This is a genomic window from Pseudomonadota bacterium, from assembly GCA_027624715.1.
Lineage (GTDB): Bacteria > Pseudomonadota > Gammaproteobacteria > Burkholderiales > Eutrophovitaceae > Eutrophovita.
The window spans coordinates 131,099-153,939 of the sequence record JAQBTV010000003.1; the positions used below are offsets into that span (position 1 = coordinate 131,099).

At 46.1% G+C, this 22,841-nt stretch carries 25 protein-coding genes; 1 reads left to right on the forward strand and 24 read right to left on the reverse strand.

Annotated features, from left to right (window positions below; all coding sequences use genetic code 11):
- Nucleotides 1-45: 45 nt before the first annotated feature.
- The 24 genes from O3A65_03455 to rpmH form a co-directional block, all read right to left on the reverse strand.
- On the reverse strand, nt 46-1,167 hold the full coding sequence (locus tag O3A65_03455; protein MDA1331524.1) for a M20 family metallopeptidase: 1,122 nt from the start codon (nt 1,165-1,167) through the stop codon (nt 46-48).
- Between the two features lie 16 nt (nt 1,168-1,183).
- Nucleotides 1,184-1,897 (reverse strand): ABC transporter ATP-binding protein, encoded by a 714-nt coding sequence (locus tag O3A65_03460; GenBank protein MDA1331525.1) that lies wholly within the window; start codon nt 1,895-1,897, stop codon nt 1,184-1,186.
- Nucleotides 1,898-1,901: 4 nt separating this feature from the next.
- A complete protein-coding gene (locus O3A65_03465; protein ID MDA1331526.1) occupies nt 1,902-2,678 on the reverse strand; it encodes an ABC transporter ATP-binding protein in 777 nt (258 codons plus the stop codon).
- Nucleotides 2,675-3,769 (reverse strand): branched-chain amino acid ABC transporter permease, encoded by a 1,095-nt coding sequence (locus tag O3A65_03470; GenBank protein MDA1331527.1) that lies wholly within the window; start codon nt 3,767-3,769, stop codon nt 2,675-2,677. The genes O3A65_03465 and O3A65_03470 overlap by 4 nt, the downstream gene beginning before the upstream one ends.
- 62 nt (nt 3,770-3,831) lie before the next feature.
- Nucleotides 3,832-4,746: a branched-chain amino acid ABC transporter permease gene (locus tag O3A65_03475; protein MDA1331528.1), complete on the reverse strand. Its 915-nt coding sequence runs from the start codon at nt 4,744-4,746 to the stop codon at nt 3,832-3,834.
- A gap of 19 nt (nt 4,747-4,765) precedes the next feature.
- Nucleotides 4,766-5,926, reverse strand: a complete 1,161-nt coding sequence (locus tag O3A65_03480) for a branched-chain amino acid ABC transporter substrate-binding protein (GenBank protein ID MDA1331529.1) — start codon at nt 5,924-5,926, stop codon at nt 4,766-4,768.
- A 102-nt stretch (nt 5,927-6,028) separates the two neighbouring features.
- Nucleotides 6,029-6,448, reverse strand: coding sequence for a F0F1 ATP synthase subunit epsilon (locus tag O3A65_03485; protein MDA1331530.1), 420 nt, complete (start codon nt 6,446-6,448; stop codon nt 6,029-6,031).
- Nucleotides 6,449-6,504: 56 nt separating this feature from the next.
- Nucleotides 6,505-7,914: a F0F1 ATP synthase subunit beta gene (gene atpD / locus O3A65_03490; GenBank protein ID MDA1331531.1), complete on the reverse strand. Its 1,410-nt coding sequence runs from the start codon at nt 7,912-7,914 to the stop codon at nt 6,505-6,507.
- Nucleotides 7,915-7,951: 37 nt separating this feature from the next.
- Nucleotides 7,952-8,815, reverse strand: a complete 864-nt coding sequence (atpG, locus tag O3A65_03495; GenBank protein MDA1331532.1) for a F0F1 ATP synthase subunit gamma — start codon at nt 8,813-8,815, stop codon at nt 7,952-7,954.
- Nucleotides 8,816-8,868: 53 nt separating this feature from the next.
- Nucleotides 8,869-10,416, reverse strand: a complete 1,548-nt coding sequence (gene atpA, locus O3A65_03500) for a F0F1 ATP synthase subunit alpha (protein MDA1331533.1) — start codon at nt 10,414-10,416, stop codon at nt 8,869-8,871.
- A 19-nt stretch (nt 10,417-10,435) separates the two neighbouring features.
- Nucleotides 10,436-10,972, reverse strand: a complete 537-nt coding sequence (locus O3A65_03505) for a F0F1 ATP synthase subunit delta (protein MDA1331534.1) — start codon at nt 10,970-10,972, stop codon at nt 10,436-10,438.
- Between the two features lie 6 nt (nt 10,973-10,978).
- Nucleotides 10,979-11,452: a F0F1 ATP synthase subunit B gene (locus O3A65_03510; protein ID MDA1331535.1), complete on the reverse strand. Its 474-nt coding sequence runs from the start codon at nt 11,450-11,452 to the stop codon at nt 10,979-10,981.
- A 40-nt stretch (nt 11,453-11,492) separates the two neighbouring features.
- Nucleotides 11,493-11,756: a F0F1 ATP synthase subunit C gene (gene atpE / locus O3A65_03515; GenBank protein MDA1331536.1), complete on the reverse strand. Its 264-nt coding sequence runs from the start codon at nt 11,754-11,756 to the stop codon at nt 11,493-11,495.
- Nucleotides 11,757-11,806: 50 nt separating this feature from the next.
- A complete protein-coding gene (gene atpB, locus O3A65_03520) occupies nt 11,807-12,595 on the reverse strand; it encodes a F0F1 ATP synthase subunit A (protein MDA1331537.1) in 789 nt (262 codons plus the stop codon).
- Nucleotides 12,596-12,615: 20 nt separating this feature from the next.
- The gene (locus O3A65_03525; protein MDA1331538.1) at nt 12,616-12,984 is read right to left on the reverse strand and encodes an ATP synthase subunit I; all 369 of its coding nucleotides are present in this window, start codon (nt 12,982-12,984) and stop codon (nt 12,616-12,618) included.
- A gap of 114 nt (nt 12,985-13,098) precedes the next feature.
- Entirely contained in the window at nt 13,099-13,962 is an 864-nt protein-coding gene (locus O3A65_03530) for a ParB/RepB/Spo0J family partition protein (protein ID MDA1331539.1), read from the reverse strand.
- Between the two features lie 23 nt (nt 13,963-13,985).
- Complete coding sequence (locus O3A65_03535) at nt 13,986-14,750, reverse strand: ParA family protein (GenBank protein ID MDA1331540.1); 765 nt, start codon at nt 14,748-14,750, stop codon at nt 13,986-13,988.
- Between the two features lie 24 nt (nt 14,751-14,774).
- Nucleotides 14,775-15,434, reverse strand: a complete 660-nt coding sequence (gene rsmG / locus O3A65_03540; GenBank protein ID MDA1331541.1) for a 16S rRNA (guanine(527)-N(7))-methyltransferase RsmG — start codon at nt 15,432-15,434, stop codon at nt 14,775-14,777.
- Nucleotides 15,404-17,314 carry a tRNA uridine-5-carboxymethylaminomethyl(34) synthesis enzyme MnmG gene (gene mnmG / locus O3A65_03545; GenBank protein ID MDA1331542.1) on the reverse strand — a complete coding sequence of 637 codons (1,911 nt, stop codon included), beginning with the start codon at nt 17,312-17,314 and terminating at the stop codon, nt 15,404-15,406. The genes rsmG and mnmG overlap by 31 nt, the downstream gene beginning before the upstream one ends.
- 92 nt (nt 17,315-17,406) lie before the next feature.
- Complete coding sequence (gene mnmE, locus O3A65_03550; protein ID MDA1331543.1) at nt 17,407-18,738, reverse strand: tRNA uridine-5-carboxymethylaminomethyl(34) synthesis GTPase MnmE; 1,332 nt, start codon at nt 18,736-18,738, stop codon at nt 17,407-17,409.
- On the reverse strand, nt 18,725-20,374 hold the full coding sequence (gene yidC, locus O3A65_03555) for a membrane protein insertase YidC (GenBank protein MDA1331544.1): 1,650 nt from the start codon (nt 20,372-20,374) through the stop codon (nt 18,725-18,727). Before yidC ends, mnmE begins: the two co-directional genes overlap by 14 nt.
- A 2-nt stretch (nt 20,375-20,376) precedes the next feature.
- On the reverse strand, nt 20,377-20,592 hold the full coding sequence (yidD, locus tag O3A65_03560; protein MDA1331545.1) for a membrane protein insertion efficiency factor YidD: 216 nt from the start codon (nt 20,590-20,592) through the stop codon (nt 20,377-20,379).
- A 17-nt stretch (nt 20,593-20,609) separates the two neighbouring features.
- Nucleotides 20,610-20,948: a ribonuclease P protein component gene (gene rnpA / locus O3A65_03565; GenBank protein MDA1331546.1), complete on the reverse strand. Its 339-nt coding sequence runs from the start codon at nt 20,946-20,948 to the stop codon at nt 20,610-20,612.
- Nucleotides 20,945-21,079, reverse strand: coding sequence for a 50S ribosomal protein L34 (rpmH, locus tag O3A65_03570; GenBank protein MDA1331547.1), 135 nt, complete (start codon nt 21,077-21,079; stop codon nt 20,945-20,947). The genes rnpA and rpmH overlap by 4 nt, the downstream gene beginning before the upstream one ends.
- Before the next feature lie 215 nt (nt 21,080-21,294).
- Here rpmH and dnaA point away from each other — a divergent pair, with 215 nt between their 5' ends.
- Nucleotides 21,295-22,647, forward strand: a complete 1,353-nt coding sequence (gene dnaA / locus O3A65_03575; protein ID MDA1331548.1) for a chromosomal replication initiator protein DnaA — start codon at nt 21,295-21,297, stop codon at nt 22,645-22,647.
- The last annotated feature ends 194 nt before the right edge of the window (nt 22,648-22,841 follow it).

Sequence of the window (22,841 nt, forward strand, 5' to 3'; positions counted from 1 at the left end):
AAGAGCCTTAGTACACACTCTTTAAAGAAGACAAAAACTGTCGATCTAAAGGTCACACCAGTTAGAAATAATATCTTTGTACATATCTACGGACGCTTCAACGCGATCAAGCACACAGTATTCATCTGTTTTATGTGCCATATTCGATTCTCCTGGCCCCAAAATCACGGTTGGAGGGAATCCATAAGCAGGCGTAAGGACTGCGGCATCAGTAAAGAACCCTGCAACTTTAGCTTCTGGTCGATACCCCAAATAGGGCTGAACAAGATCAAAAATGGTTTGTATCCACGGCGTATCGGGCTCGGAGTAAACACTATCTAAATCAATAAAGGTTTCGAGTACAACCTCGTGCCCCATACATTGTTGCAATTGATCTCTGACATCCGCATGTTTTGAAGTAGGGACACTGCGGATATCAATAGAAATGGCAGCCTCATCCGGCACGGAGTTTATGTTTAACCCTCCATGTACCATGCCTACGTTAAGGGTCGCTTGCCCCATTATGTCATGCGGGGGATTTGAGAATTTAAAATTTTCCAGCGCAGTGATTGTCTTTGCAGCCTTATAAACCGCATTTTGTCCCAACTCTGGCATAGAACCATGAGCGGTAATCCCTTTAGTTTTTGCTGTTACCCAGTAGGCCCCTTTATGTCCGATATAAGGAGAGTTACACGTGGGCTCAGCCACCAAAACCGCGCCTGCTCGACCTAGCGCTCCCTGTTGTTGAACTAAATCAAATGCACCTTGGCACCCGAGCTCTTCGCCGGCAGTAATCACCAACTCGAGACCTGGGGTTCCAGCAAGCTTATCTGATAGCGTAAGCGCCGCCGTTACGAATGCAGCAACGCCGCATTTCATATCACTCGTTCCTCGACCAAACAACCGACCCGCATCAGTCTCACCACAAAACGGATCTTTGGTCCATGCAGCCGCACCCAGGGGAACTGTGTCGATATGTCCCGTTATACACAGCGGCTTCTTCGCGCTGTTACCACCAATACGCGCTACCAAACTCGCCCGTTTTTTCCCTAGTGGAAAATAAGACACCGTAAATCCAGAACCCTCCAAAAGGTTACCTAAAAATTTTGCGCATGCCTCTTCATCACCCGGGGGATTGATCGTGTTCATACGAACTAGATATTTGGTTAATTCTATTACCGATATCACTTTGCTCTCCTTAACGTTAAGCTTTTCCAAAATAAGCTGCACGTAACTCTGTATTATCTCTTAGGGAGTCCACCGACCCACTTGCTACAATTTTCCCCTGAGATAAGACGTAGCCATAGTGCGCAATGTCTAATGTTTGCCGAACATTTTGCTCAACTAACAATACGGTCATTCCTTTTTCATTAATCTCTTTAATAATACGAAAATTCTCTCTAACAAATAGAGGCGATAGGCCAAGCGAGGGCTCATCAAAAATCATGAGTGATGGATTGCTCATTAGACTCCTACCAATAGTCAGCATCGCTTGCTCACCGCCTGACATTGTTCCTGCTAGTTGACTGCATCGTTCTTCAAGTTTTGGAAAAAGAGCATACACTTGCGACAAGCGCGCCGCGACTGCAGCAGCATCTCGCTCTAAAAATGCCCCGGCTTGAAGGTTCTCTCGAACTGTCATCCGCGCAAAGACCCGCCTCCCCTCAGGCGCACACGTAATGCCTCGGCTTGCTATTTCATGCGTGGCAAGGGAAGAAATATCTACACTGTCAAATAAAACATGGCCTGAGCGAATCTTATTCAAACCTAATATAGATCTGATCAAGGTTGTTTTCCCGGCACCGTTTGCTCCGAGTAAACAGGTTATTTTCCCCGCGATAACCTCAAAGGACACATCACTCACCACATCCGCTGCGTCATACCCGGCGGTTAAATTATGTATTGTCAGCCTTGACATCTCCTTAGTCCTCGCCTAAGTAGGCCGCTCGCACGCCTGGCTCATTAGAAACCTCTGAGTAATGCCCCTCTGCAATCTTTTCTCCATAATTAAGGACCACACACCGATCCGATACCTTATTAATCAACTCCATTTCATGCTCAATCAAAATAATAGATAACGCCGGGTATTGTCTTCTCCAATCTTGCAACTCATCCATTAATGCTCGAGTCTCATCAGGCGTCATCCCAGCAGAAGGCTCGTCCAACAGCAAAATCTTAGGTTCGCTGATCAAGGCTCTGCAGATCTCAACACGTCGACGATCTATCATCGACAGTGAGGACACTGGTTTAAATAAATGCACTGCTAGGTCGCGACTGAAACGACTCAACAATTTCTCCCCTATCTGGATTTGTTCTTGTAGTTGGCCCTTAAAATACTTCCGATTAAAAATATTGCGCCAAAGTCCTAAATGTAAATTTCTCTGATTGCCAATAATAAGGTTGTCGAGGACGGACAAAGACGTAGCAAGTCTCAAGCGTTGAAATGTACGCGTTATGCCGTACGCATAAATCTTATTCGGTGGCGCTCCTGTAATATCCTTATCGTGTAAAAAAACCGATCCAGCAGTGGGCCTATAAATTCCCGTTAACGCATTAAAAAAAGTCGTTTTGCCCGAGCCATTAGGGCCGATGAGGCCCAAAAATTCACCTTCACATAACTCGAAATCCAATCCATTTAGTGCCTTAAGGCCGCCAAAACTTACAGTTAACTCCTTCGTTTTCAATACCGTCTGCCTCATCCGAATCTCCCCGCAAAATATTTACGGAGACCTCTGGGCATCAACCCGCTCGGCCTAAAACGAAGTATTAAGATCACAACGATTCCGAATAACAACAGTCTATATTCTTCTATCACTTGGAATTTTTCTGGTAAGACTACAATCAAAAATGCGGCTGGAATAACCGCTACCGGATTGCCGATGCCTCCAAGAAGCACTATCGACACGAGCAATAAAGAATCGGAAAAATTAAAGCTTGCTGGTGCAATAAACCCATACATGGCGGCATATATGGCGCCCGCAAATCCCGCAAAACAATTGCCGAGCATAAAGGCTGCGATTTTCCAGCGAGGGCCATTGATACCAAAAGAGGCAGAAGCAACTTCATCTAAACGAACCGAATCCATGTTTAACCCTAGCCAGGATGCCTCAATTAACCGCGTTAGTAGGTAAACTATCGCAACCAATACAAGCGCCACAATCGCATACGCCACGTAGAACGATCCTCCACCCATCTCGGTTGGAAAACTATTACCAAAATCCCAACCGAAAATTTCCAAGCCTCCTACCCTAAGCCCCTGAGGGCCTCCGAGCACATCATTCACCTCGAGAAATGTCCGAAAAAGAATCCCAAAAGCTATAGTGATCAAGGCTGCGTAGTGGCCACGAGTCCTGAGTATCGGCAAGATCAGCAATGCTCCGAGTAAGGCCGATATGACGCCGCCGAAGAAAATAATCAGCAAATCCGGAAGAAATAAAAAGTGTTCATTCAAGATGGCCATGGAATAAGCCCCAATACCAAAAAACGCTATCGCCGCAAAATTAACTACTCCTGCAAATCCAAACTGGATGGTTAACCCTAAACTGACAGTAGCGTAGAGCAAAACAGTCGTGAGCATTAATAACGCAAAATCGTCATGTCGTAATAACATGATTAACACCACGACACCGAGAACAAAACTAATCCAAGCAAGCCTCGGCATTTCACGAGTCGCTTGTTGATAATAAATCAACACATTAGCCCGCTTCAAAAAAAACACGCCTAAAGGCGCTGTTACGAGGAGCAGGCCAATTTCCCATTCGTGCTCAAGATAGAGAAATCCATAAAGCACTATAACGCTTAAACTCACTCCTAATAAAAGCGCTAGTTTTGTTTTGAGGTGGGACATCCTAACTACACGCGTTCCGCGGAGCGGTCTGCCAACAACCCAGTTGGTCGCCAAGCCATCAAAATAATGATGGCTGCAAATGCAAATACATCTTTATAGGCTGGCACACTAAACCATATCGCGCCTACTGTTTGCAGAAACGCGAACAGCAACCCACCGACAATTGCTCCATAAATACTTCCCAACCCACCAACCACGGCAGCGCTAAAACCTATAACCCCCAACATGAGGCCCATATTAAAGTTAATCTCCTGATAGTAAAGTCCAGTACTGATTCCGGATAGCGCCGCCAGACCTGAACCAAGAGCAAAGGTAACCAGTGCGATCTTTTTAAAATCAATACCCATAAGTCGCGCTGTTTCTTCGTCCTGTGCTACGGCTCTTATAGCCAAGCCTATCCGCGTTTTTTGAATAATCAGATGCGTAATAACAATGGCAAGCGCGCCAGTAAAAATCAATATTACGCTGTCCAAACGCAAATTAAGATTCCCCAAATTAACAGATGCCTCCGGTAATAAGGCTGGAAAGGGCTTAGGGTTCGACCCATTAGGAAAAAATAACCGGACAGACTCTCGAATAACCGATCCAAACATCAGCGTTATCAGCAATGTGTTTAAAGGCGGAGATCCCTTAAGCGGCAAAACCAAAAGCTTACACAACAGAGCCCCAAGCAACCCCATCAAAAGCGTCCCGATACACAACATGATGATTAACGACAGCCACGCTGGCGATGCCAGCTGATCCAGGCCTAAAAACAATGCCAGCGCAGTAAATGCGCCAAGCATTAAAACATCTCCATGAGAAAACTTGATAACGTCCAAAACACCAAAAAACAAAGTAAACCCAACCGCTACCAACGCGTAGGTTATTCCCTGCACAAGTCCATTAACGAAATATTGTGCAAAAAATCCTAGGTCCATTTTGCTAATTTACCAAATGCTACTTTAGAAAACGCTTGCCCGACGCATACTCACTGTCTTCCCATACCACCCAAGCGCCATCTTGAATCACATATTTGGTAATCACTGCAATCATGTTCTGGCCATAACTATCAAACGTAACAGGGCCAACGATCGATTCATGTGCTTGGGTTACATTCAACCTATCCCGTATTAACTTTCGATCCGGGCCAACCTGCTCGATTACATCAATAATGAGGTTGGTCGCGGCGAATGCAAATGCGCCGTAAGCTTCAGCAGGCTCATTGAAGCTCCTTGCTTCATATGCTTCCATGAACATTTTCCCACCAGGTAATTTTTCCGTAGGCGCCCCCTCTCTAAATGCGAGTACCCCCTCAGCCAAATTTCCAACGCCATCAATAAAGGCATCCGATATGATTCCAGACGTACCTTGAAAAACCTGCGTCATACCCAACTTATCCATCTGCGCTCGAATACGAACACCCGTAGGCCCAAGCCCTCCGAAATAAATTACCTCGGGATTTAATGCTTTAATTTTGGTCAATTCCGCCGTGAAGTCCTGTTGATCGGGGTTCACCCCAAAAGTAGCTAAAATCGTTCCACCATTTTTGCTTAAAGCGCTTTCGAAGTATTTAAAGTGCCCTTTTCCATAATCAGTAGTGTCATGAATAACTGCCCATGTGGAAAAATCTTGTGCTCTCATAAATTCCACCGCAACGGAATTTTGATCAATCATCGTGCCATTCACACGGTGTATTTCTGGATAATCATTGCCGTACGTGATGTCTGGCAGCACAGCGCCCCAGACGACGACCGGCAAACCAAACTTGTGATATATATCAACCGTACCCATTGCGACCGCAGAGCAATAATGAGTTACGCCAGCGACAATATCTTTATTTGCGGCCGCTTTTGTCGCCACCTGAATGCCTATGTTTGGCTTACATTCGTCATCTAAAGAGACAAGCTCGTATCTATATTTTGTATCGGGCGATTGATTGCGTAGGCTAATTGCCAAATCCGCAGAATTTCTGCCTCCTAATCCACTGGCGGAAACACCTCCGGTCAATGGGCCGATAAACGTAATTTTTACAATCTCAGAATCCTCGCCACAACCAGAGAGGAATAAACACAAAATAGACAAAATCCAAAAACGCAATAAACGTTGTGTGTTGATCATGATTTAGTTCAGTTTTTTAAGAGTTAATTAATCGACTCATCTTACCAGACATAAAAAAAGGCAGCATAAGCTGCCTTTAATAATTATTTACACTTATTGAGCTTAATGCTTTCTTAACTTTCGAATTTCAGCTAGCTGTGCGCCCAACATAGCTAACTCTGCTTCGACTGTCGCGATCTCTTGCTTGTCCGTTGCGGATCTAAGGGCCTCTTCCGCCCGCTTTTGCGCTTCCTGCGCTCGAGCCTCATCCAGGTCATTGCTGCGAATAGCGGTATCCGCCAGTACCGTTACAGATCCTGGCTGTACCTCCAAAATTCCACCGGCAACAAAAATAGCTATTTCTTGATTGGATCCAGCAGATTGAATACGAACCGATCCAGCCTTAATTCGCGTAATAAGCGGAGTATGTTTCGGATAAATGCCTAAGTCCCCAAGCTCTCCCGGAACCACAACAAAAGTTGCCTCACCTGAGAAAACTGACTCTTCAGCGCTAACAACTTCAACTTGAATGGTACTTACCATAATGATCCTAATAAACTCTGTTTACTAAAAGAAACTTATTTTAATAGCTGCCCCCACTAATGTAGTGTCTTCGCTTTTTCAAAAGCCTCTTCGATACCACCCACCATATAGAAAGCCTGTTCTGGCAACTCGTCACATTCACCGCTGACAATCATCTTAAACCCTCGAATCGTATCTTTAAGAGAAACGAATTTCCCGGGGGAACCAGTGAATACCTCAGCAACGTGGAACGGTTGTGACAAGAAACGTTGAATTTTACGCGCTCGAGACACGGCGAGCTTATCCTCAGGCGCTAATTCGTCCATACCGAGAATTGCAATAATGTCTCTCAACTCTTTATAGCGTTGCAAGGTGACTTGGACCGCTCGTGTTGTTGCGTAATGCTCCTCACCAATCACGTTCGGGTCAACCTGTCTAGAAGTGGAATCAAGCGGATCAACCGCAGGATAAATGCCAAGTGACGCAATATCTCGACTCAACACAACGGTTGCATCCAAGTGTCCGAATGTCGTAGCGGGGGAGGGGTCGGTCAAATCATCAGCAGGCACATACACAGCCTGAATGGAAGTAATCGAACCTACCTTAGTAGAAACGATTCGTTCTTGTAATTTACCCATCTCATCAGCAAGTGTCGGTTGATAGCCTACAGCAGAAGGCATGCGGCCTAAGAGTGCTGATACTTCTGTTCCGGCTAAGGTATAACGGTAAATGTTATCAACGAAGAACAAAATATCTCTGCCTTCATCTCGGAATTTTTCAGCCATGGTCAGCCCTGTTAACGCAACACGTAGTCGGTTTCCTGGGGGCTCATTCATCTGTCCAAACACCATCCCAACTTTGTCAAGAACGTTAGATTCTTTCATTTCATGGTAGAAGTCATTTCCCTCACGAGTTCTCTCCCCAACGCCGGCAAAAACAGATAATCCCGCGTGCTGCTTCGCGATATTATTAATTAACTCCATCATATTCACGGTCTTACCCACGCCAGCACCGCCAAACAGACCAATTTTCCCACCCTTAGCAAACGGGCAGATCAAATCGATAACCTTAATACCTGTCTCGAGGAGGTCCACCGATGGTGATAAATCTGCAAACTTAGGGGCTGCTGCATGAATGGGGCGGAGCTCGTCTGACTCGATGGGGCCTGCCTCGTCGATCGGCCGCCCCAAAACGTCCATGATACGACCAAGCGTGCCCACTCCGACAGGGACTGAGATCGGAGCGCCCGTTGCATCAACTTTCATTCCTCGACGTAATCCGTCCGTTGCGCCTAAAGCAATACAGCGAACAATCCCATCGCCGAGCTGCTGTTCCACCTCTAATGTGAGGCCATCTTCCACTAGGCCACCTGAAGCCTCTCCTGATAATTTAAGTGCGTCGTAGACTTTTGGCATCGCCTCTCGAGGGAATTCAATATCGACGACCGCTCCGATACATTGCACAATTCTTCCGGTTGCTTGTGACATGGTTTTCTCTATCCGTTAAAAAAAATTCTGTTGAACATTAAACTGCTGCCGCACCGCTAACAATCTCAGATAGCTCTTGCGTAATTGCGGCTTGGCGCGATTTGTTATAAACAAGAGTTAATTCATCTATGAGTGTGGCAGCATTGTCGGACGCAGACTTCATAGCTACCATTCTCGCTGATTGCTCCGACGACATACTTTCAGCGACAGATTGATAAACAACCGCCTCAATGTAACGATTCAACACTTGATCAAGAACCTCTTTAGCATCCGGCTCGTAAATATAGTCCCACGCACCATCAGGAACACCGAGACTTTCACCCTTAACAGGTAGAAGCTGCTCAACTGTCGGCTCTTGTTTCATAGTGTTTATGAATTTGTTATAAAAAAGGACAACCCTATCAAATCGATCTTCGTTGTAACCATCCAGCACTACTTTAACTGCACCTAATATCGTTTCCATCCTAGGTGTATCGCCTAATCCGCTCACCTCTGCGACAATATTTGCTCCGAGGCGCTGCATAAAACCGACTCCTTTGCTACCGATACAACAAACGTCGATTTCCTCTCCCTCTTCTTGCCACTCTTTATATTGCGCCAGGGCCATTCTTAAAACGTTTGTATTAAGCGCGCCACACAGCCCCTTGTCAGTTGTTACGACAATCATCGCTGCCCTTTTAACCGTGTCTCTTTCCGTTAGAAATGGATGCCGATACTCGGGATTCGCGTTCGATATGTTGGCCGCGACGGAACGTATTTTTAAAGCAAATGGTCTCGCGGCACGTATTCTTTCCTGAGCTCTCCTCATCTTTGATGCGGCCACCATTTCCATGGCTTTAGTAATCTTCCGAGTGTTCTGAACACTCTTGATTTTTGTTCGTATTTCCTTAGTGCCTGCCATCCTAAAGTCTCTCTGTCTTCATCAATTTGACGTCGCTGTTTTTTCCCCGAAAATTAGTACGTGCCAGACGCCTTCCAGTCTTGGATTGCCGATTTAAGCGCTTCCTCATCTTCTTTCGTGAGATTCTTAGATTCGTCAATACGAGCGATAAGCGCCGCATTTTTACTCTTAAGAAAATCTCTCATTGATTTTTCAGCCGCTAGAGCTTTACCAACGTCAATGTCATCAAAAACGTCATTGTTCGCCGCGAACAAAGTAACGGCCATTTCCCAAACTTGCATTGGTTGATACTGAGGCTGTTTCATAAGTTCAGTAACCATTTGTCCTCGTTCCAACTGCCTCCGGGTTGCTTCATCCAGATCAGAAGCAAACTGAGCAAAAGCCGCAAGCTCTCGATACTGTGCAAGCGCTAGACGCACACCACCCCCAGTATCCTTTCGCTTCATAATTTTGGTTTGAGCCGCACCACCCACTCGTGAGACAGAAACACCAGCATTAATCGCGGGCCTAATTCCAGCATTAAACAAATCTGTTTCTAAAAAAATCTGACCATCCGTAATCGAGATTACGTTTGTCGGCACAAATGCGGACACATCCCCTGCTTGAGTCTCAATGATCGGCAATGCTGTGAGCGATCCAGTTTTACCCTTAACTTCTCCGTTCGTATGCCGTTCTACCCACTTGGTTGACACCCGGGCTGCTCGCTCAAGCAGGCGAGAGTGAAGGTAGAATACGTCCCCAGGATAAGCCTCACGTCCGGGAGGGCGTCTGAGCAGCAAAGATATCTGTCGATATGCCCAAGCTTGTTTCGTTAAATCGTCATAAACAATCAAGGCGTCCTGACCGCGATCTCGGAAGTACTCTCCCATCGTGCAGCCAGAATAAGGCGCGATATATTGCATGGCGGCAGATTCAGACGCCGTTGCGGCAACAACAATGGTGTATTCCATTGCGCCATGTTCCTCAAGCTTTCGAACCACGTTAGCTACGGTTGACGCCTTCTGCCCAATTGCGACGTAAACGCAGAATAGGCTCTTACCCTTCTGGTTGATAATTGTATCAATTGCCACTGCTGTTTTACCCGTTTGTCGATCGCCAATGATCAACTCCCGCTGGCCTCGGCCCACAGGGACCATAGCATCAATCGCCTTCAAGCCGGTTTGAACCGGCACATCAACCGATTGTCGCCAAATAACCCCAGGAGCAACTTTTTCAATAACATCTGTTGCCTTAGCATTGATTGGACCTTTACCGTCAATTGGCTGACCCAACGCATCCACAACGCGACCCAGCAGTTCAGGGCCAACAGGCACCTCAAGAATCTTACCGGTACATTTAACGGTATCACCCTCCGTAATATGCGTGTACTCGCCCAACACTACAGCTCCAACCGAATCGCGTTCAAGGTTCAACGCTAAACCAAACGTATTTCCAGGAAACTCCAGCATTTCGCCCTGCATTGCATCCGAAAGGCCATGCACTCGACATATTCCATCAGTTACCGAAACGACCGTGCCCTGTGTTGTCGCTTCGGTTCCTGATGCAAGATTTCGAATCTTGTCCTTAATCAGCTCGCTAATCTCTGATGGATTCAACTGCATGTCTCAATACTCCTAAAAATTAATTCGTTAAAGTGGCCGCCATGTGCTGAAGGCGGCCTCTAACGGACGCATCCCACACCTTGTCACCAACATAGACCTTGACCCCCCCAATTAAGTTGGGGTCAATGGTGACCGATGGACTAATTCTTTTGTCGAGTTTTTTCGAAAAAATATCCACTATTTTTTGTACTTGTACTTCATCCAACTCGAATGCGGACTGAATAATTGCGCTCACAACGCCTTCGTCTTCTGCTTTCAGTGCCCTATATTGCCTCACTACATCGCCGAGCACCGACAGCCGGCCATTTCTGACGAGCAGTTGTATAAAATTGCACGCTTCTGCAGACACTTGGTCAGCGCAAACAGTCAGAAAAAGATTTTCAATATCGTCTAGTTTGATATCCGGAGCTCCAATTAGCGCCCGGAAATCATCATCGTTAGCAACACTTTTAAGAAAATCTAAATCGTTCGACCAATCATTTAGGGTAGTTGTCTCTTTAGCTAGCGAAAACAGCGCCTGAGCATAAGGTCGAGCCAATGTGATTACTTCAGCCATAACGCTCTAACCGAGCTCCGACTCTAAACGCTTTAGCATGTCGCCATGTGCGGTCGCGTTGATTTCTTTTTGCAAAATTTGCTCTGCGCCAGCTATGGCTAACGAAGCCACTTGCGCGCGCAGCTGTTCTTTCGCTCGATTAACCTCTTGCTCAATTTCAGACTTAGCCGCGCTTACAATACGTTCACCCTCAACTTTCGCTTGATTCTTTGCTTCCTCTACAAGCTCGCCTGATCGCCTTTCAGCTTGGGAGATAATCTCCATCGCCCGCTCTTTAGTCTTCTGTAGCTCTTGACTAACCTTTTCAGCTGCCGCTGCTAACTCTTGCCTGCCCTTTTCACCAGCCGCTAAACCATCCGCAATCTGCTTTTGACGATCCTGCATCGCTTTTTGAAGAGGTGGCCAAACATACTTCATGGTTAGCCATATAAACAAAGCAAACCATAGAGCTTGGCCTAAAAGTGTTGCATTAATATTCACGATTGCCTCCCGCGGCTTAAATCTCGATTTATGTACACCATTAACCAGCAACAATCGCGATGAATGGATTTGCGAACAATAAATAAAGAGCAATACCGACACCAATCATAGTCACCGCGTCGAGCAAGCCGGCAACGATAAACATTTTCACCTGGAGTGTGGGTATCATTTCAGGCTGTCGTGCCGCACCTTCAAGAAAACGGCCACCAAGAATACCAAAACCAATGGCGGTCCCTAGGGCCCCCATACCAATTAGCAAAGCTACCGCTATTGCTGTCATGCCGAGCACGGATGCGAGTTCCATATTTATCTCCTAGTACAAAATTAAGTTGTTAAAAATAAATTAAATTACAGTTAATGCCTCTCAGCCGCCATGCTCATATAAACCACTGTCAACATCATGAATACAAAGGCTTGCAAAGTAATAATTAAAATATGGAAGAGCGCCCAACCGAGGCTAAGTAACACCCCAGCTGGAACCCACCAATAGGACGCGCCCATCCAAACGGCGAGCAAAATAAAGACCATCTCTCCCGCATACATATTTCCAAACAATCGAAGGGCGAGGGATATTGGCTTTGCAAGGTCCTCAATAATTCGAAAAAGCAAATTTACCGGAAACAAATACTTTCCAAAAGGAACAGTTAGCGCTTCTTTGACTAGCCCTCTTACCCCTTTAAATTTTAAATTCATAGCGATCATTATGAAAAAAACCGCTATAGACATTCCGAAGGTCAGATTTGGATCCGTAGTTGGAACGACTTTGAGGTATTCTACTCCGGCAGAAGAAGCCACTAAGGGCAAGAAATCCACCGGTATTAAGTCCATAGCGTTCATTAAAAACACCCAAATAAATATCGTGATCGCTAACGGTGTAACTAAGTCACTTTTCGCATGAAAAGTATCTTTAACTTGATCATTTACGAGAGAAACTACCATCTCAACACAATTTTGCGCTCCAGTTGGTATGCCGCTACTAGCTTTTCTCGCCAAGAGCATCATCCCACCAAAAGCGAGCAGCCCTAACAACCCAGAGACAATGAGTGTATCCAGGTGTAAGCTCCAAAATCCATGCCCCACATGCAGATTATGCAAATGATGGGAAATATATTCGCCCGATGTTTGTGCTCCCGATGTGGCCATTTGTCGCTCTTAAAATAACTTTAACTTTTTAACAAAAGCGCCACCCAGTAACTCGACAAAGTCGCAACATAAGTGGCAAACAGTGGCAATGCTGCTATTGGGCCTAGCTGTGTAAACGCCACGCCAAACAAAACTACTGTTATAACCAGCTTCCCCGACTCAGCCCGATAGTGCGCCTTAACTAAACTCCTAGGGGTTTTTGACTTAGCTCTAGAAGCCCTCCACACATAAAAACATGAAGGTATTAACGCAATAATGCCACCAACCAGCGCAGACTTGCTATCAACCGAAAAGCCGTAGACCCCCAAGAAGCCAGCGGTAACGACCGTTAATACCACAGCCTGCAAAATCAGAACACTCAATGACCCAGTTAATACGGCATTACTCATGACGCCAAGAATGCACTTAGGAACCCATTAGCAGTTCCAACCCACGAAAAGATCGCCATTCTAAGGACTGGACGAAATTGTGTCAATGACAGTTGCCCTATAGGTGGTGAGTTTTTACGATTGCAATTTCGCCAAAAGGGTATCTAACTGATCCAGGCTTGCATAGGACAAAGTAATTTTTCCTGCCCCTTTCTTTGAGTGATGAATACGTACAGGGATACCTAGTTTTTCAGCCAACCGCTCTTGTAGATTAATGGTGTCCTTATCCGCGCTTAATTCCCCTGATTTACGCGTTGTCGGGCGTGCAGATCGAGCGCTGACCGAACCGACTAAACTTTCCGCCTCTCGTACCGTGAGGTCTAGAGCGATAATGCGCTTCGCCAGATCAAGCTGCCGGGCCGAATCGGCCCCTAATAATGATCGCGCGTGGCCCATCTCTAACTTTTGTTCTCGTAACATTTGTTGTACCTGAGGAGTTAACAACAATAAACGTTGTAGGTTGGTAACTGCGCTTCTCGACTTACCCAGAATCTTTGCGACCGCTTCATGGGTCATGTTGAACTCCTCTGTAAGTCGCTTGATCCCAAGAGCCTCATCGATGGCGTTTAAATCTTCTCTCTGAATATTTTCTATCAGCGATATGGCTATGGCGGCCTTATCATCAATCTCTTTCACAACCACTGGAACTCGATCTAACCCGGCCTTTTGCGCCGCTCTCCAGCGTCGCTCCCCAGCAATTATCTCATGCTCTCCGCTTACAAGAAGTCTAACAATCAACGGCTGTATGACCCCCTGCGAACGAATAGACTCACTAAGCTCGGTAATAGCCTCTTCATCCATGCGGGTGCGTGGTTGAAACTTCCCGGGTCTTAATGCTTTGATCGGCAGTGTTAATATCGTTTCTGGGGCATTCGCCACCGGCTGGGCGCTCGTAAAAAGGGCATCGAGCCCTTTGCCCAACCCTCTAGCTTTGAGCATAATTTTTGACCTCTAACATTTATTTAGGCAAACCTCTTAAGAAATTCTTCTGTCAATGCTTGATAAGCAACCGCCCCCTTGGACATCTTGTCATATACCAGCACAGGTAAACCATAACTAGGAGCCTCCGCCACACGAACGTTCCTCGGGATCACTGTTTCAAAAAGCTTTTCTCCAAAATGTTTATCAAGCTGATCCGAAACCTGCTGTGCGAGTGAGTTACGCCCATCAAACATAGTTCGAATGAGGCCTCCAATTTCAAGATTAGGATTTAAATGCGCCTTAATACGTTTAATCGTATCAACCAAATCGCTGAGGCCTTCAAGCGCGTAATACTCACACTGCATTGGAATAATCACCAAATGTGCCGCCGTAAGTCCATTAATCGTGAGCAAACTTAGGGCCGGGGGACAATCTATCAAGACAAAATCATATTCTGTGGCTACCGTGTCTAAGGCGTTCTTTAGCCTATTTTCTCGACCCTCGAAGCCTACTAATTCTACTTCTGCTCCGGCTAAATGCTGATTGGCAGTCAACACGTCATAGCCAGCACTCGGGCTCGACATTTTGACATCAATAATCGCTGCGGACTCAGTCAAAACATCATAAGCTCCGGCCTGCGCCCCCGTCTTGTCCAAGCCGCTTCCGGTGGTCGCATTGCCTTGGGGATCTAGATCAACCAAAAGGACTCGTTTGCCGCTTGCACAAATTCCTGTTGCAAGATTAATCGCGGTGGTAGTTTTTGCTACACCACCTTTTTGGTTTGCGACGGCAACAATACGACTCACGGCATTCACCCTATATTCTAAGCGTTAAACATCTGGCGATAACTCAACCGCGTGACGTTCCGCGCCAAGCAAAGGCACCTGAAGCCTGGTAATTTTTCGCACCAGCGCTGTGGGAATTTCCTCTAGCTCGGCATCAGGGTATTGTCCCTTCATCGCAACCAATACTCCATCCGGCTTACAAAATTTTGATGCGATGTTAACGAATAATCTTAGCTCACTAAATGCCCGAGAAACAATAACACTGAATCGTGCGGCCGGCTGATAGCTCTCAATTCGAGCGGTCTCAACGGTTACGTTTTTTATGCCAAGCTCAATAATAGCTTGTCGTAAAAAAGCAGTTTTCTTGTGGCTACGATCTAACAGAACCACCTCTCGGTGCGGCTGTACGATCGCTATGGGCAAACCCGGGAACCCGCCGCCAGTGCCAATATCAAGCAAGGTTCCTTCGGGAAGTAATCTTATAATAGAACAAGAATCATATAAGTGTGTACTTACCCACTTAGACTTAGGCGTTACCGAAGTAATGTTATAAACCGCATTCCATTTGTCTAGTAGCGTCAGATACCCACCAAGCGCTTCAATTTGTTTGCTGCTAACCTCGACGCCCATTTCTTGTAATGCAGAGACAGATACGCCGGTACCGCCCGATGCCATCAGCCCACCACTCGAGAGTGGCCACCCCAATCTAATGACTTATTGGCCCTCTTAATATGAACCAACAAAATTCCAATGGCAGCCGGCGTAATACCGGAAATTCGACTTGCTTGACCTAACGTACTCGGCCGTCCAAAACTTAATTTTTGCTTGGCCTCGGTAGACAAACCAGGAACATTTGTATAATTCATTTCCTCCGGTATCTGAATGCCCTCCAATCCAGCCATTTTCGTTACTTCTTCTTTTTGTCGGTCAATATAGCCTTGGTATTTCGCTTGTATCTCCACTTGCTCAGCCACAACTTCATTCTCCACCCCGGGCCCGATACCAGCCAAGCCCATCAATCCCCCATAGCTCACTTCGGGGCGTTTCAATAGTTGAATCACAGAGTATTCATGATCAAGCCCCTTACCAACTATATTTTTTATTGCCTCCTGATCTCCGCCATCCGGGCCCACAAATAATTTCTTTAAACGACTGGTCTCTTCTTCGATCAAACCGCGCTTCTGCTCGAAAGCATCCCATCGGCGATCATCGACGAGCCCCAATTCTCGACCAATCGGCGTCAATCTCAGGTCAGCATTGTCCTCTCTGAGGCTTAATCGATACTCAGCCCGGCTGGTGAACATGCGATAAGGCTCAGTAACGCCCCTCGTAATCAAATCATCAACCAAGACCCCGAGGTACGCTTCGTCACGTCGCGGGCACCAACCACTCTTTCCTCGTGCTTTTCTAGCCGCATTCAGCCCGGCTAACAACCCCTGTGCCGCAGCCTCCTCATAACCAGTCGTGCCATTAATTTGGCCAGCAAAGAACAAACCATTTAGAGCCTTAGTCTCTAATGTTGGCTTAAGCGACCGCGGGTCAAAATAATCATATTCAATAGCATACCCCGGCCTGAGAATGTAAGCGTCCTCCAAGCCCTTAATAGACTTTACGATTTGAACTTGTACATCAAACGGTAAACTGGTTGAGATCCCATTTGGGTAATACTCATTAGTATTTAGGCCCTCTGGCTCAAGAAAAATTTGATGTTGATCTCGTTCAGCAAATCTAACCACCTTATCCTCTATAGAAGGACAATAACGCGGCCCTACCCCCTCTATTCGCCCGGTATACATTGGCGAACGATCCAATCCGGAGCGAATAAATGCATGTGTTTGTTCATTTGTGTGCGTAATCCAGCACGGAATTTGTCTCGGATGTTGATCTCGAGCACCTAGAAAAGAAAACACTGGCCTGACGGGATCACCGTCCTGCCTCTCTAGTAATGAAAAATCAATAGTTCGCCCATCAATCCTAGGGGGCGTTCCTGTCTTTAGGCGGCCCGCGGGTAACTGCAGCTCCCTCAATCGGGCCGCCAATGCGTTTGAAGGTGGATCCCCAGCTCTTCCCGCTTCGTGATTTTCTAGACCAACGTGAATTTTACCCGCGAGAAATGTGCCCGCAGTTAAGACAACGGCTTTTGCATTAATCGTTAGCCCAATGTTGGTAAGCACTCCCGTAACGGAGTCCCCCGAAACCGGCAAATCGACCGCAGAACCCTGAAAAATATCAAGCCCCGGCTGGGCCTCAAGGCGGGCTCTTATGGCCTGCCGATATAGCGATCGATCTGCCTGCGCTCGTGTTGCACGAACCGCCGGGCCCTTACTCGAATTAAGTCGTCGGAAATGAATTCCCGCCTCATCGGCGGCAGCCGCCATTGCCCCGCCAAGCGCATCGATTTCTTTTACCAAATGACCCTTCCCGATGCCGCCTATCGATGGGTTACAGGACATCTGCCCGAGCGTTTCTATGCTGTGCGTAAGCAGCAAGGTTAAGGCGCCAGAGCGCGCCGAAGCCAAGGCCGCCTCTGTGCCGGCATGCCCCCCGCCAATTACCACGACATCGTAATTTTTTGAAAACAACATAGCTTTACTTAGTTGATTATTCGCAATAATAACCGCATTTTAACCCCCCCGTGACTTCTAATCATGTTTCACGTGAAACATTGTTAAGCACATTATTTCCCGACGCAAAAGCTCGAAAAAATTTTGCCTAATAAATCATCGGCCACAAATTCTCCTGTAATTTCGGATACCGCATTTTGAGCTATTCGTAACTCATCCGCGCAAAGTTCGATCGCAGCAATATTCAATAATGCCAAACTCACGTGTTCAGCGGCCCGGTCAAGCGCGTTTAAATGTCGCTCTCTAGCCATAAATGGCGCCTCATCACTGCGTCTGACACCAATCTTTTCCAGTAAGGCTGACTTTAGTATCTCTACTCCATCACCTGTTTTGGCCGACAAATAAACCATGGGGATGCCGTCTTTGGCGAGAAGTCGGCTCGGCTCTCCTGTCAAGTCAACTTTATTCGTTACAATAATTTTTTTTGCCTCGTCGACGTCCAATGATAGGGTTGGCGACAGGGAATCTATCCCGGCCGCCCGCATCTCTAGAACAATGTCTGCGTCCTCTGCATTAATAAGTGCGCGAGCAATGCCAACTGCCTCAACTGGGTCGTCTGACTGCCTCAGGCCCGCAGTATCAATAATAAGCATCGGCACTCCTCCTATTACGACTTGTCGCTGTATTGAGTCTCTGGTTGTTCCCGCATATTCGGTCACAATTGAGGCTTCTTCTTCAGCTAAGAGATTCATTAGCGTTGATTTGCCAACATTGGGCTCCCCAGCGAGCACAACCTTTACGCCGTCTCGGAGTAAATTGCCTTGCGAGGCCAGGCCCCTTAATGTTTCTAATTTCTGGGAAATGCTTTTTATCCGGTCTTTCACTAAGCGATCTTCTAAAAAATCGATCTCCTCGTCGGAAAAATCAATTGCTGCCTCTACAAAAACTCGGATTTCAATTAATTCATCTTTAATCGCTTCTGTACGGCTAGAAAACTCACCGCTTAGAGATCGGTGCGCACTCAATACCGCGGCCGCTGAACACGCGCCGATCAAATCGGCAACGCTTTCAGCTTGCGCCAAATCCAATTTGTCATTGAGATATGCCCGTTGGGTGAACTCTCCCGGCTCAGCGAGCCTTGCCCCCGAATCTATGCAACTCCGCAGCAAAAGTCGCAGTACAGCGGGCCCGCCGTGCCCTTGCAGCTCTAAAACATCTTCTCCCGTATAGGAGTTTGGAGACTCAAAAAAAATAGCTAAGCCTGCATCTATAGGCGCCCCCTCTGCATTCTTAAACGTCCGAGGCGTCGCCATTCGTATTTGCGGCAAAACTCCTAAAATTTGCTTACCGATCTTCCGAACCTTGTCCCCGGAAATTCTGACTACACCAATTCCTCCAGAACCCGGTCCGGTTGCTATGGCCGCTATTGTGTCACTGTTTAGCATTATTGGGCTTTTTGCCCTCTATTGCCCGCGTGATGGTCCATTGTTGCGCAATTGACAAAACGTTGTTCACAAGCCAATACAGCACCAAGCCAGACGCAAAAAAGAAGAAGAATACGCTAAAAACTAAAGGCATAATTTTCATCACCTTAGCTTGAATGGGATCTGGTGGCGCTGGACTAAGCCACGATTGAACAACCATACTTGCCGCCATTAAAACCGGCAGCACATAATACGGATCCTTCGCTGACAAATCTGTAATCCAAAAAATAAATGGCGCGTCCTTCAACTCAACACTTGCGAGCAAAACCCAATAGAGTGCAATGAAAAAGGGGATTTGAATCAAAATTGGCAAACATCCGCCTAAAGGATTAATTTTCTCTTTACGGTACAAATCCATCATTGCTTGCTGAAATTTTTGCTTATCGTCCCCGTACGTCTCCTTTAGTGATTTTAGCCGAGGCGCCATGACTCGCATTTTCGCCATGGATTTATACCCAGCCGCCGATAGGGGGAAAAACACCAATTTTATGATTATGGTGAGAAAAACGATCGACCAACCCCAGTTACCAACTAACTCATGTAGCACGGATAACAACCAAAATAGGGGCGTTGCAATGATTGTTAGCCAGCCATAATCGACGACCAAATTCAGACCTGGAGCCAAACGTTTAAGAACTTCTTGCTCTTGCGGACCTGCATACAGTCGCGCACTCACTGCGCCCACGCCACTTTTCTCAATTTTGGTCAAACTCTGTACATATCCGATCGCATACAGATTATTGCCAAATGATTTCGTAAAATTTTCACGACTTTTTCCGCTCTCCGGCAACCATGCGGCAACGAAATACTGCTGCACAAAACCAACCCAACCATCTTTCGCTATTTTGGGATATTTGACCTTCGCTCGATCCATATCCTTGAAGTCAACTTTTGTAAACTTGGTTTCATCGGAATATACCGCGGCGCCGGTGTACGTGGGTTGAAGTTTAGTATCCCCATCAGCTCCACCACCATCACGCAACAATTGAAAATAGGCATTGGGGCTTATAGGTAAATTCGTTTTATTTTCAATTTTATATTCGATATCAATTGCGTAAGAACTTCGATGGAATGTATATATTTTCTCTACGCGAGCCGATTCAGAATCCGATACCAAAACGACATTTACCCGCTCATCGCCCGTTAATAGCGAGTACTCACTTGCCTCTGAGACGAATGTGCTATTATGATTAGGCAGCCTTTCTCCGATTAGGCCTGATTCGGCAATATAGGTTCTACCATCTGCTATTTCAAATAATTTTAACGTCTCAGTTTTAATGTCTCTACTTTGATGTTCCGTTAACACCAATTCCTTAATGCCGCCCCCAGCTCTATCAATCTTCGCCGAAAAAACGTCTGTTGTGACCACAATATAATCGGTGGCGGCCGCACCTCTGCCACTTAAAGAGGATTGGTTCTCTGATCGATTGTCCACATCATTAATCGTCGCCTGAGGAATCGTTGAAATGGCTTCCTCTGGCGTTGCAATTGAAGCCATTTCAGCCTCTGTTGATTGGTTTTTTTTTAGCCAGGCATCCCCCAGCAAGATAAGTGAGCCTACAAAAACAACCGTAGCGATGATACGCGCGCTATCCATTTTTAAGATTCCCTTTTAGCGTGTAATATTTGTGGTACGGGATCAAATCCACCCGCTTGGAATGGTTGGCATCTGCAGAGCCGTTTTATGGCGAGGCCGATACCAAGGCTGCAACCATATCGACCAATGCTCTCTTTGGCATATTCAGAACAGGTGGGAGAAAACCGGCAACTAGGAACCAATAAAGGTGACACCAAATATTGATAGCACCGAATCATAAATAAGAGTACACGTTTCATTTTAGCACCCGCACCCAGAGCTGCTTGAGCTCCTCTTGGGCGCCTTTCAAATCTGTTTTTAGTATTTTTTGCGTAGCCCTTACTACGACGTCCGTAGACCTTATATGGCCTCTACTTTTTCTAAACAGCTCTTTAACCTGCCTACGTACGGCAGACCGGGTAACCGACAAAGGGACGTATTTTTTTGAGAATGACACACCGATACGGCTAATATGCGTACGGTTTTCTCTTAAAAGTAAAATAAAGTGCTGGCTTCGTAACTTTAATTCAAAACGCCCCTTATAGTTGGCGCTCCCACAAAGCCGAACCTCTCGAGGTAGCTTATTCGAAATCACACGCCCAAGCGTGCCCTCCCTTTAGCCCGTCTCGCATTGATAACGGACCGACCACCACGCGTTTGCATCCGCACTAAAAAACCATGCGTCCTATTCCGTCGAGTTTTGGACGGCTGATATGTTCGTTTCATCCCAGTTCTCCAAGTAACCTAAACATAAAAAGTCTGCCATTACAACGGTTTTTTGTACCGTTGTCAAATTTAGCTTTCACCTTTGCTCCTGTGGATAAGTCAACATGGATAAGATACAATTAGTCATTTGGTGATTGTCTAGCGCTTGTATCAACCACCATGCTGCCCTATCTCTCGTCAGATGGCGCTTTTGTTCTCTTGCCCCGTAAAATTCAATGAATGCTTTTTGGGATAGCTGTCTTGATTACTTTAAAACTGCGCTCTCCCCGCAACAGTTTAAGACTTGGATACAACCACTAGAGGGTTCCGTTTTTAAGGATGAAATTATAATCATCGCCCCTAACCGGTTTTTGCTTGTTTGGGCTCGGGATAACTATTCAAAGGATTTTCGTAGGTTGAGTAAAGAGGTTCATGGCTCTACGCTACCTATTAAATTCTCTTTAAAGCCCTCTGCGCCTATCAAAGAGGGTCCTGTAAATGCACCAACCAATGTTAAGCCCACCATCTTCTCGGCAACAACAGGAAATAGGCCTACCAAAGCCGTCCGCCCCCCACTACTTGACACAACGTTTACATTTGATACCTTCGTTACTGGTCGAGGAAATCAATTGGCGAGAGCCGCCGCCATTCAAGTCTGTGATAATCCGGGCACCGCCTATAACCCACTATTTATATATGGCGGAGTCGGACTTGGTAAAACACACTTAATACAAGCTATTGGCAACGCAATCGCGAACAAAACACCAGGCGCAAAAATTTTATACATTCACGCGGAAAAATACGTCACTGATGTTGTAAATGCATATCAACACAAAGCGTTTGAACAATTTAAGCAGTTTTACCACTCGGTCGACTTATTACTAATTGATGACATTCAGTTTTTCGCCAAAAAGGCACGAACGCAAGAAGAGTTCTTTTATTTATTCAATGCTTTAACTCAATCCAAAAAACAAGTCATCATGACCTGTGACACTTTTCCAAAAGAAATTTCTGACATGGAAGACCGACTAGTTTCTCGGTTCGGCTCAGGTTTAACTGTGGCGATTGAACCCCCGGAACTCGAATTGCGCGTTGCCATCCTCCTCAAAAAGGCTGAATTGAACGCCATGTTCTTACCTGAAGAAGTAGCCTTCTTTGTAGCAACCCACATTCAAGCCAACGTTCGTGAATTAGAAGGCGCCCTCAAAAGAATAACCGCTTATGTGAATTTCACTGAAGAACAAATATCTGTACCGCTAGCTAAGGAGGCCTTAAAAGACCTATTAGCCAGTAACTCAAAACTTATAACTATAGAATCCGTACAAAAATGCGTCGCGGACTACTACAAATTAAAAGTCTCTGATATGTTCTCAAAAAAGAGAACTCGAGCAATCTCCAGACCACGACAAATGGCTATGGCGCTATCCAAAGAACTTACAAATCACAGTCTTCCAGATATTGGGAGCGCCTACGGCGGTCGAGACCATACAACGGTGCTGCATGCGTGCCGTAAAATCGCGGAGCTCAAAACGACAGACACTAACACTACTAGAGATTTTAATACGCTTATTCAAATATTGCGGCGATGATCCATTTTTATATAACTCTGTGGATAACTCGTTTACTTGTTTTTGATGCATTAGTAATCATACATAAAGAAAATATTTACCCACAAAAACTCCTTATACTGAACACCATTAATTACTAGACTTGGAATGTTATAAAAACGTATAGGTTCATAGCCTTGTATAAGTTACAAACAACTGCGGCCGCCTTTACTATT

What these genes read in the sequence shown, in the direction of transcription:
- atpG (MDA1331532.1), bottom strand. Translation starts at nt 8,815, where the DNA reads ATGGCAGGCACTAAGGAAATACGAACAAAAATCAAGAGTGTTCAGAAC.
- dnaA (MDA1331548.1), top strand. Translation starts at nt 21,295, where the DNA reads ATGAATGCTTTTTGGGATAGCTGTCTTGATTACTTTAAAACTGCGCTC.
- O3A65_03460 (MDA1331525.1), bottom strand. Translation starts at nt 1,897, where the DNA reads ATGTCAAGGCTGACAATACATAATTTAACCGCCGGGTATGACGCAGCG.
- mnmG (MDA1331542.1), bottom strand. Translation starts at nt 17,314, where the DNA reads ATGTTGTTTTCAAAAAATTACGATGTCGTGGTAATTGGCGGGGGGCAT.
- atpE (MDA1331536.1), bottom strand. Translation starts at nt 11,756, where the DNA reads ATGGAACTCGCATCCGTGCTCGGCATGACAGCAATAGCGGTAGCTTTG.
- atpD (MDA1331531.1), bottom strand. Translation starts at nt 7,914, where the DNA reads ATGTCACAAGCAACCGGAAGAATTGTGCAATGTATCGGAGCGGTCGTC.
- O3A65_03505 (MDA1331534.1), bottom strand. Translation starts at nt 10,972, where the DNA reads ATGGCTGAAGTAATCACATTGGCTCGACCTTATGCTCAGGCGCTGTTT.
- rpmH (MDA1331547.1), bottom strand. Translation starts at nt 21,079, where the DNA reads ATGAAACGAACATATCAGCCGTCCAAAACTCGACGGAATAGGACGCAT.
- O3A65_03480 (MDA1331529.1), bottom strand. Translation starts at nt 5,926, where the DNA reads ATGATCAACACACAACGTTTATTGCGTTTTTGGATTTTGTCTATTTTG.
- atpB (MDA1331537.1), bottom strand. Translation starts at nt 12,595, where the DNA reads ATGGCCACATCGGGAGCACAAACATCGGGCGAATATATTTCCCATCAT.
- O3A65_03485 (MDA1331530.1), bottom strand. Translation starts at nt 6,448, where the DNA reads ATGGTAAGTACCATTCAAGTTGAAGTTGTTAGCGCTGAAGAGTCAGTT.
- O3A65_03530 (MDA1331539.1), bottom strand. Translation starts at nt 13,962, where the DNA reads ATGCTCAAAGCTAGAGGGTTGGGCAAAGGGCTCGATGCCCTTTTTACG.
- O3A65_03465 (MDA1331526.1), bottom strand. Translation starts at nt 2,678, where the DNA reads ATGAGGCAGACGGTATTGAAAACGAAGGAGTTAACTGTAAGTTTTGGC.
- yidC (MDA1331544.1), bottom strand. Translation starts at nt 20,374, where the DNA reads ATGGATAGCGCGCGTATCATCGCTACGGTTGTTTTTGTAGGCTCACTT.
- mnmE (MDA1331543.1), bottom strand. Translation starts at nt 18,738, where the DNA reads ATGCTAAACAGTGACACAATAGCGGCCATAGCAACCGGACCGGGTTCT.
- O3A65_03475 (MDA1331528.1), bottom strand. Translation starts at nt 4,746, where the DNA reads ATGGACCTAGGATTTTTTGCACAATATTTCGTTAATGGACTTGTGCAG.
- O3A65_03525 (MDA1331538.1), bottom strand. Translation starts at nt 12,984, where the DNA reads ATGAGTAATGCCGTATTAACTGGGTCATTGAGTGTTCTGATTTTGCAG.
- atpA (MDA1331533.1), bottom strand. Translation starts at nt 10,416, where the DNA reads ATGCAGTTGAATCCATCAGAGATTAGCGAGCTGATTAAGGACAAGATT.
- yidD (MDA1331545.1), bottom strand. Translation starts at nt 20,592, where the DNA reads ATGATTCGGTGCTATCAATATTTGGTGTCACCTTTATTGGTTCCTAGT.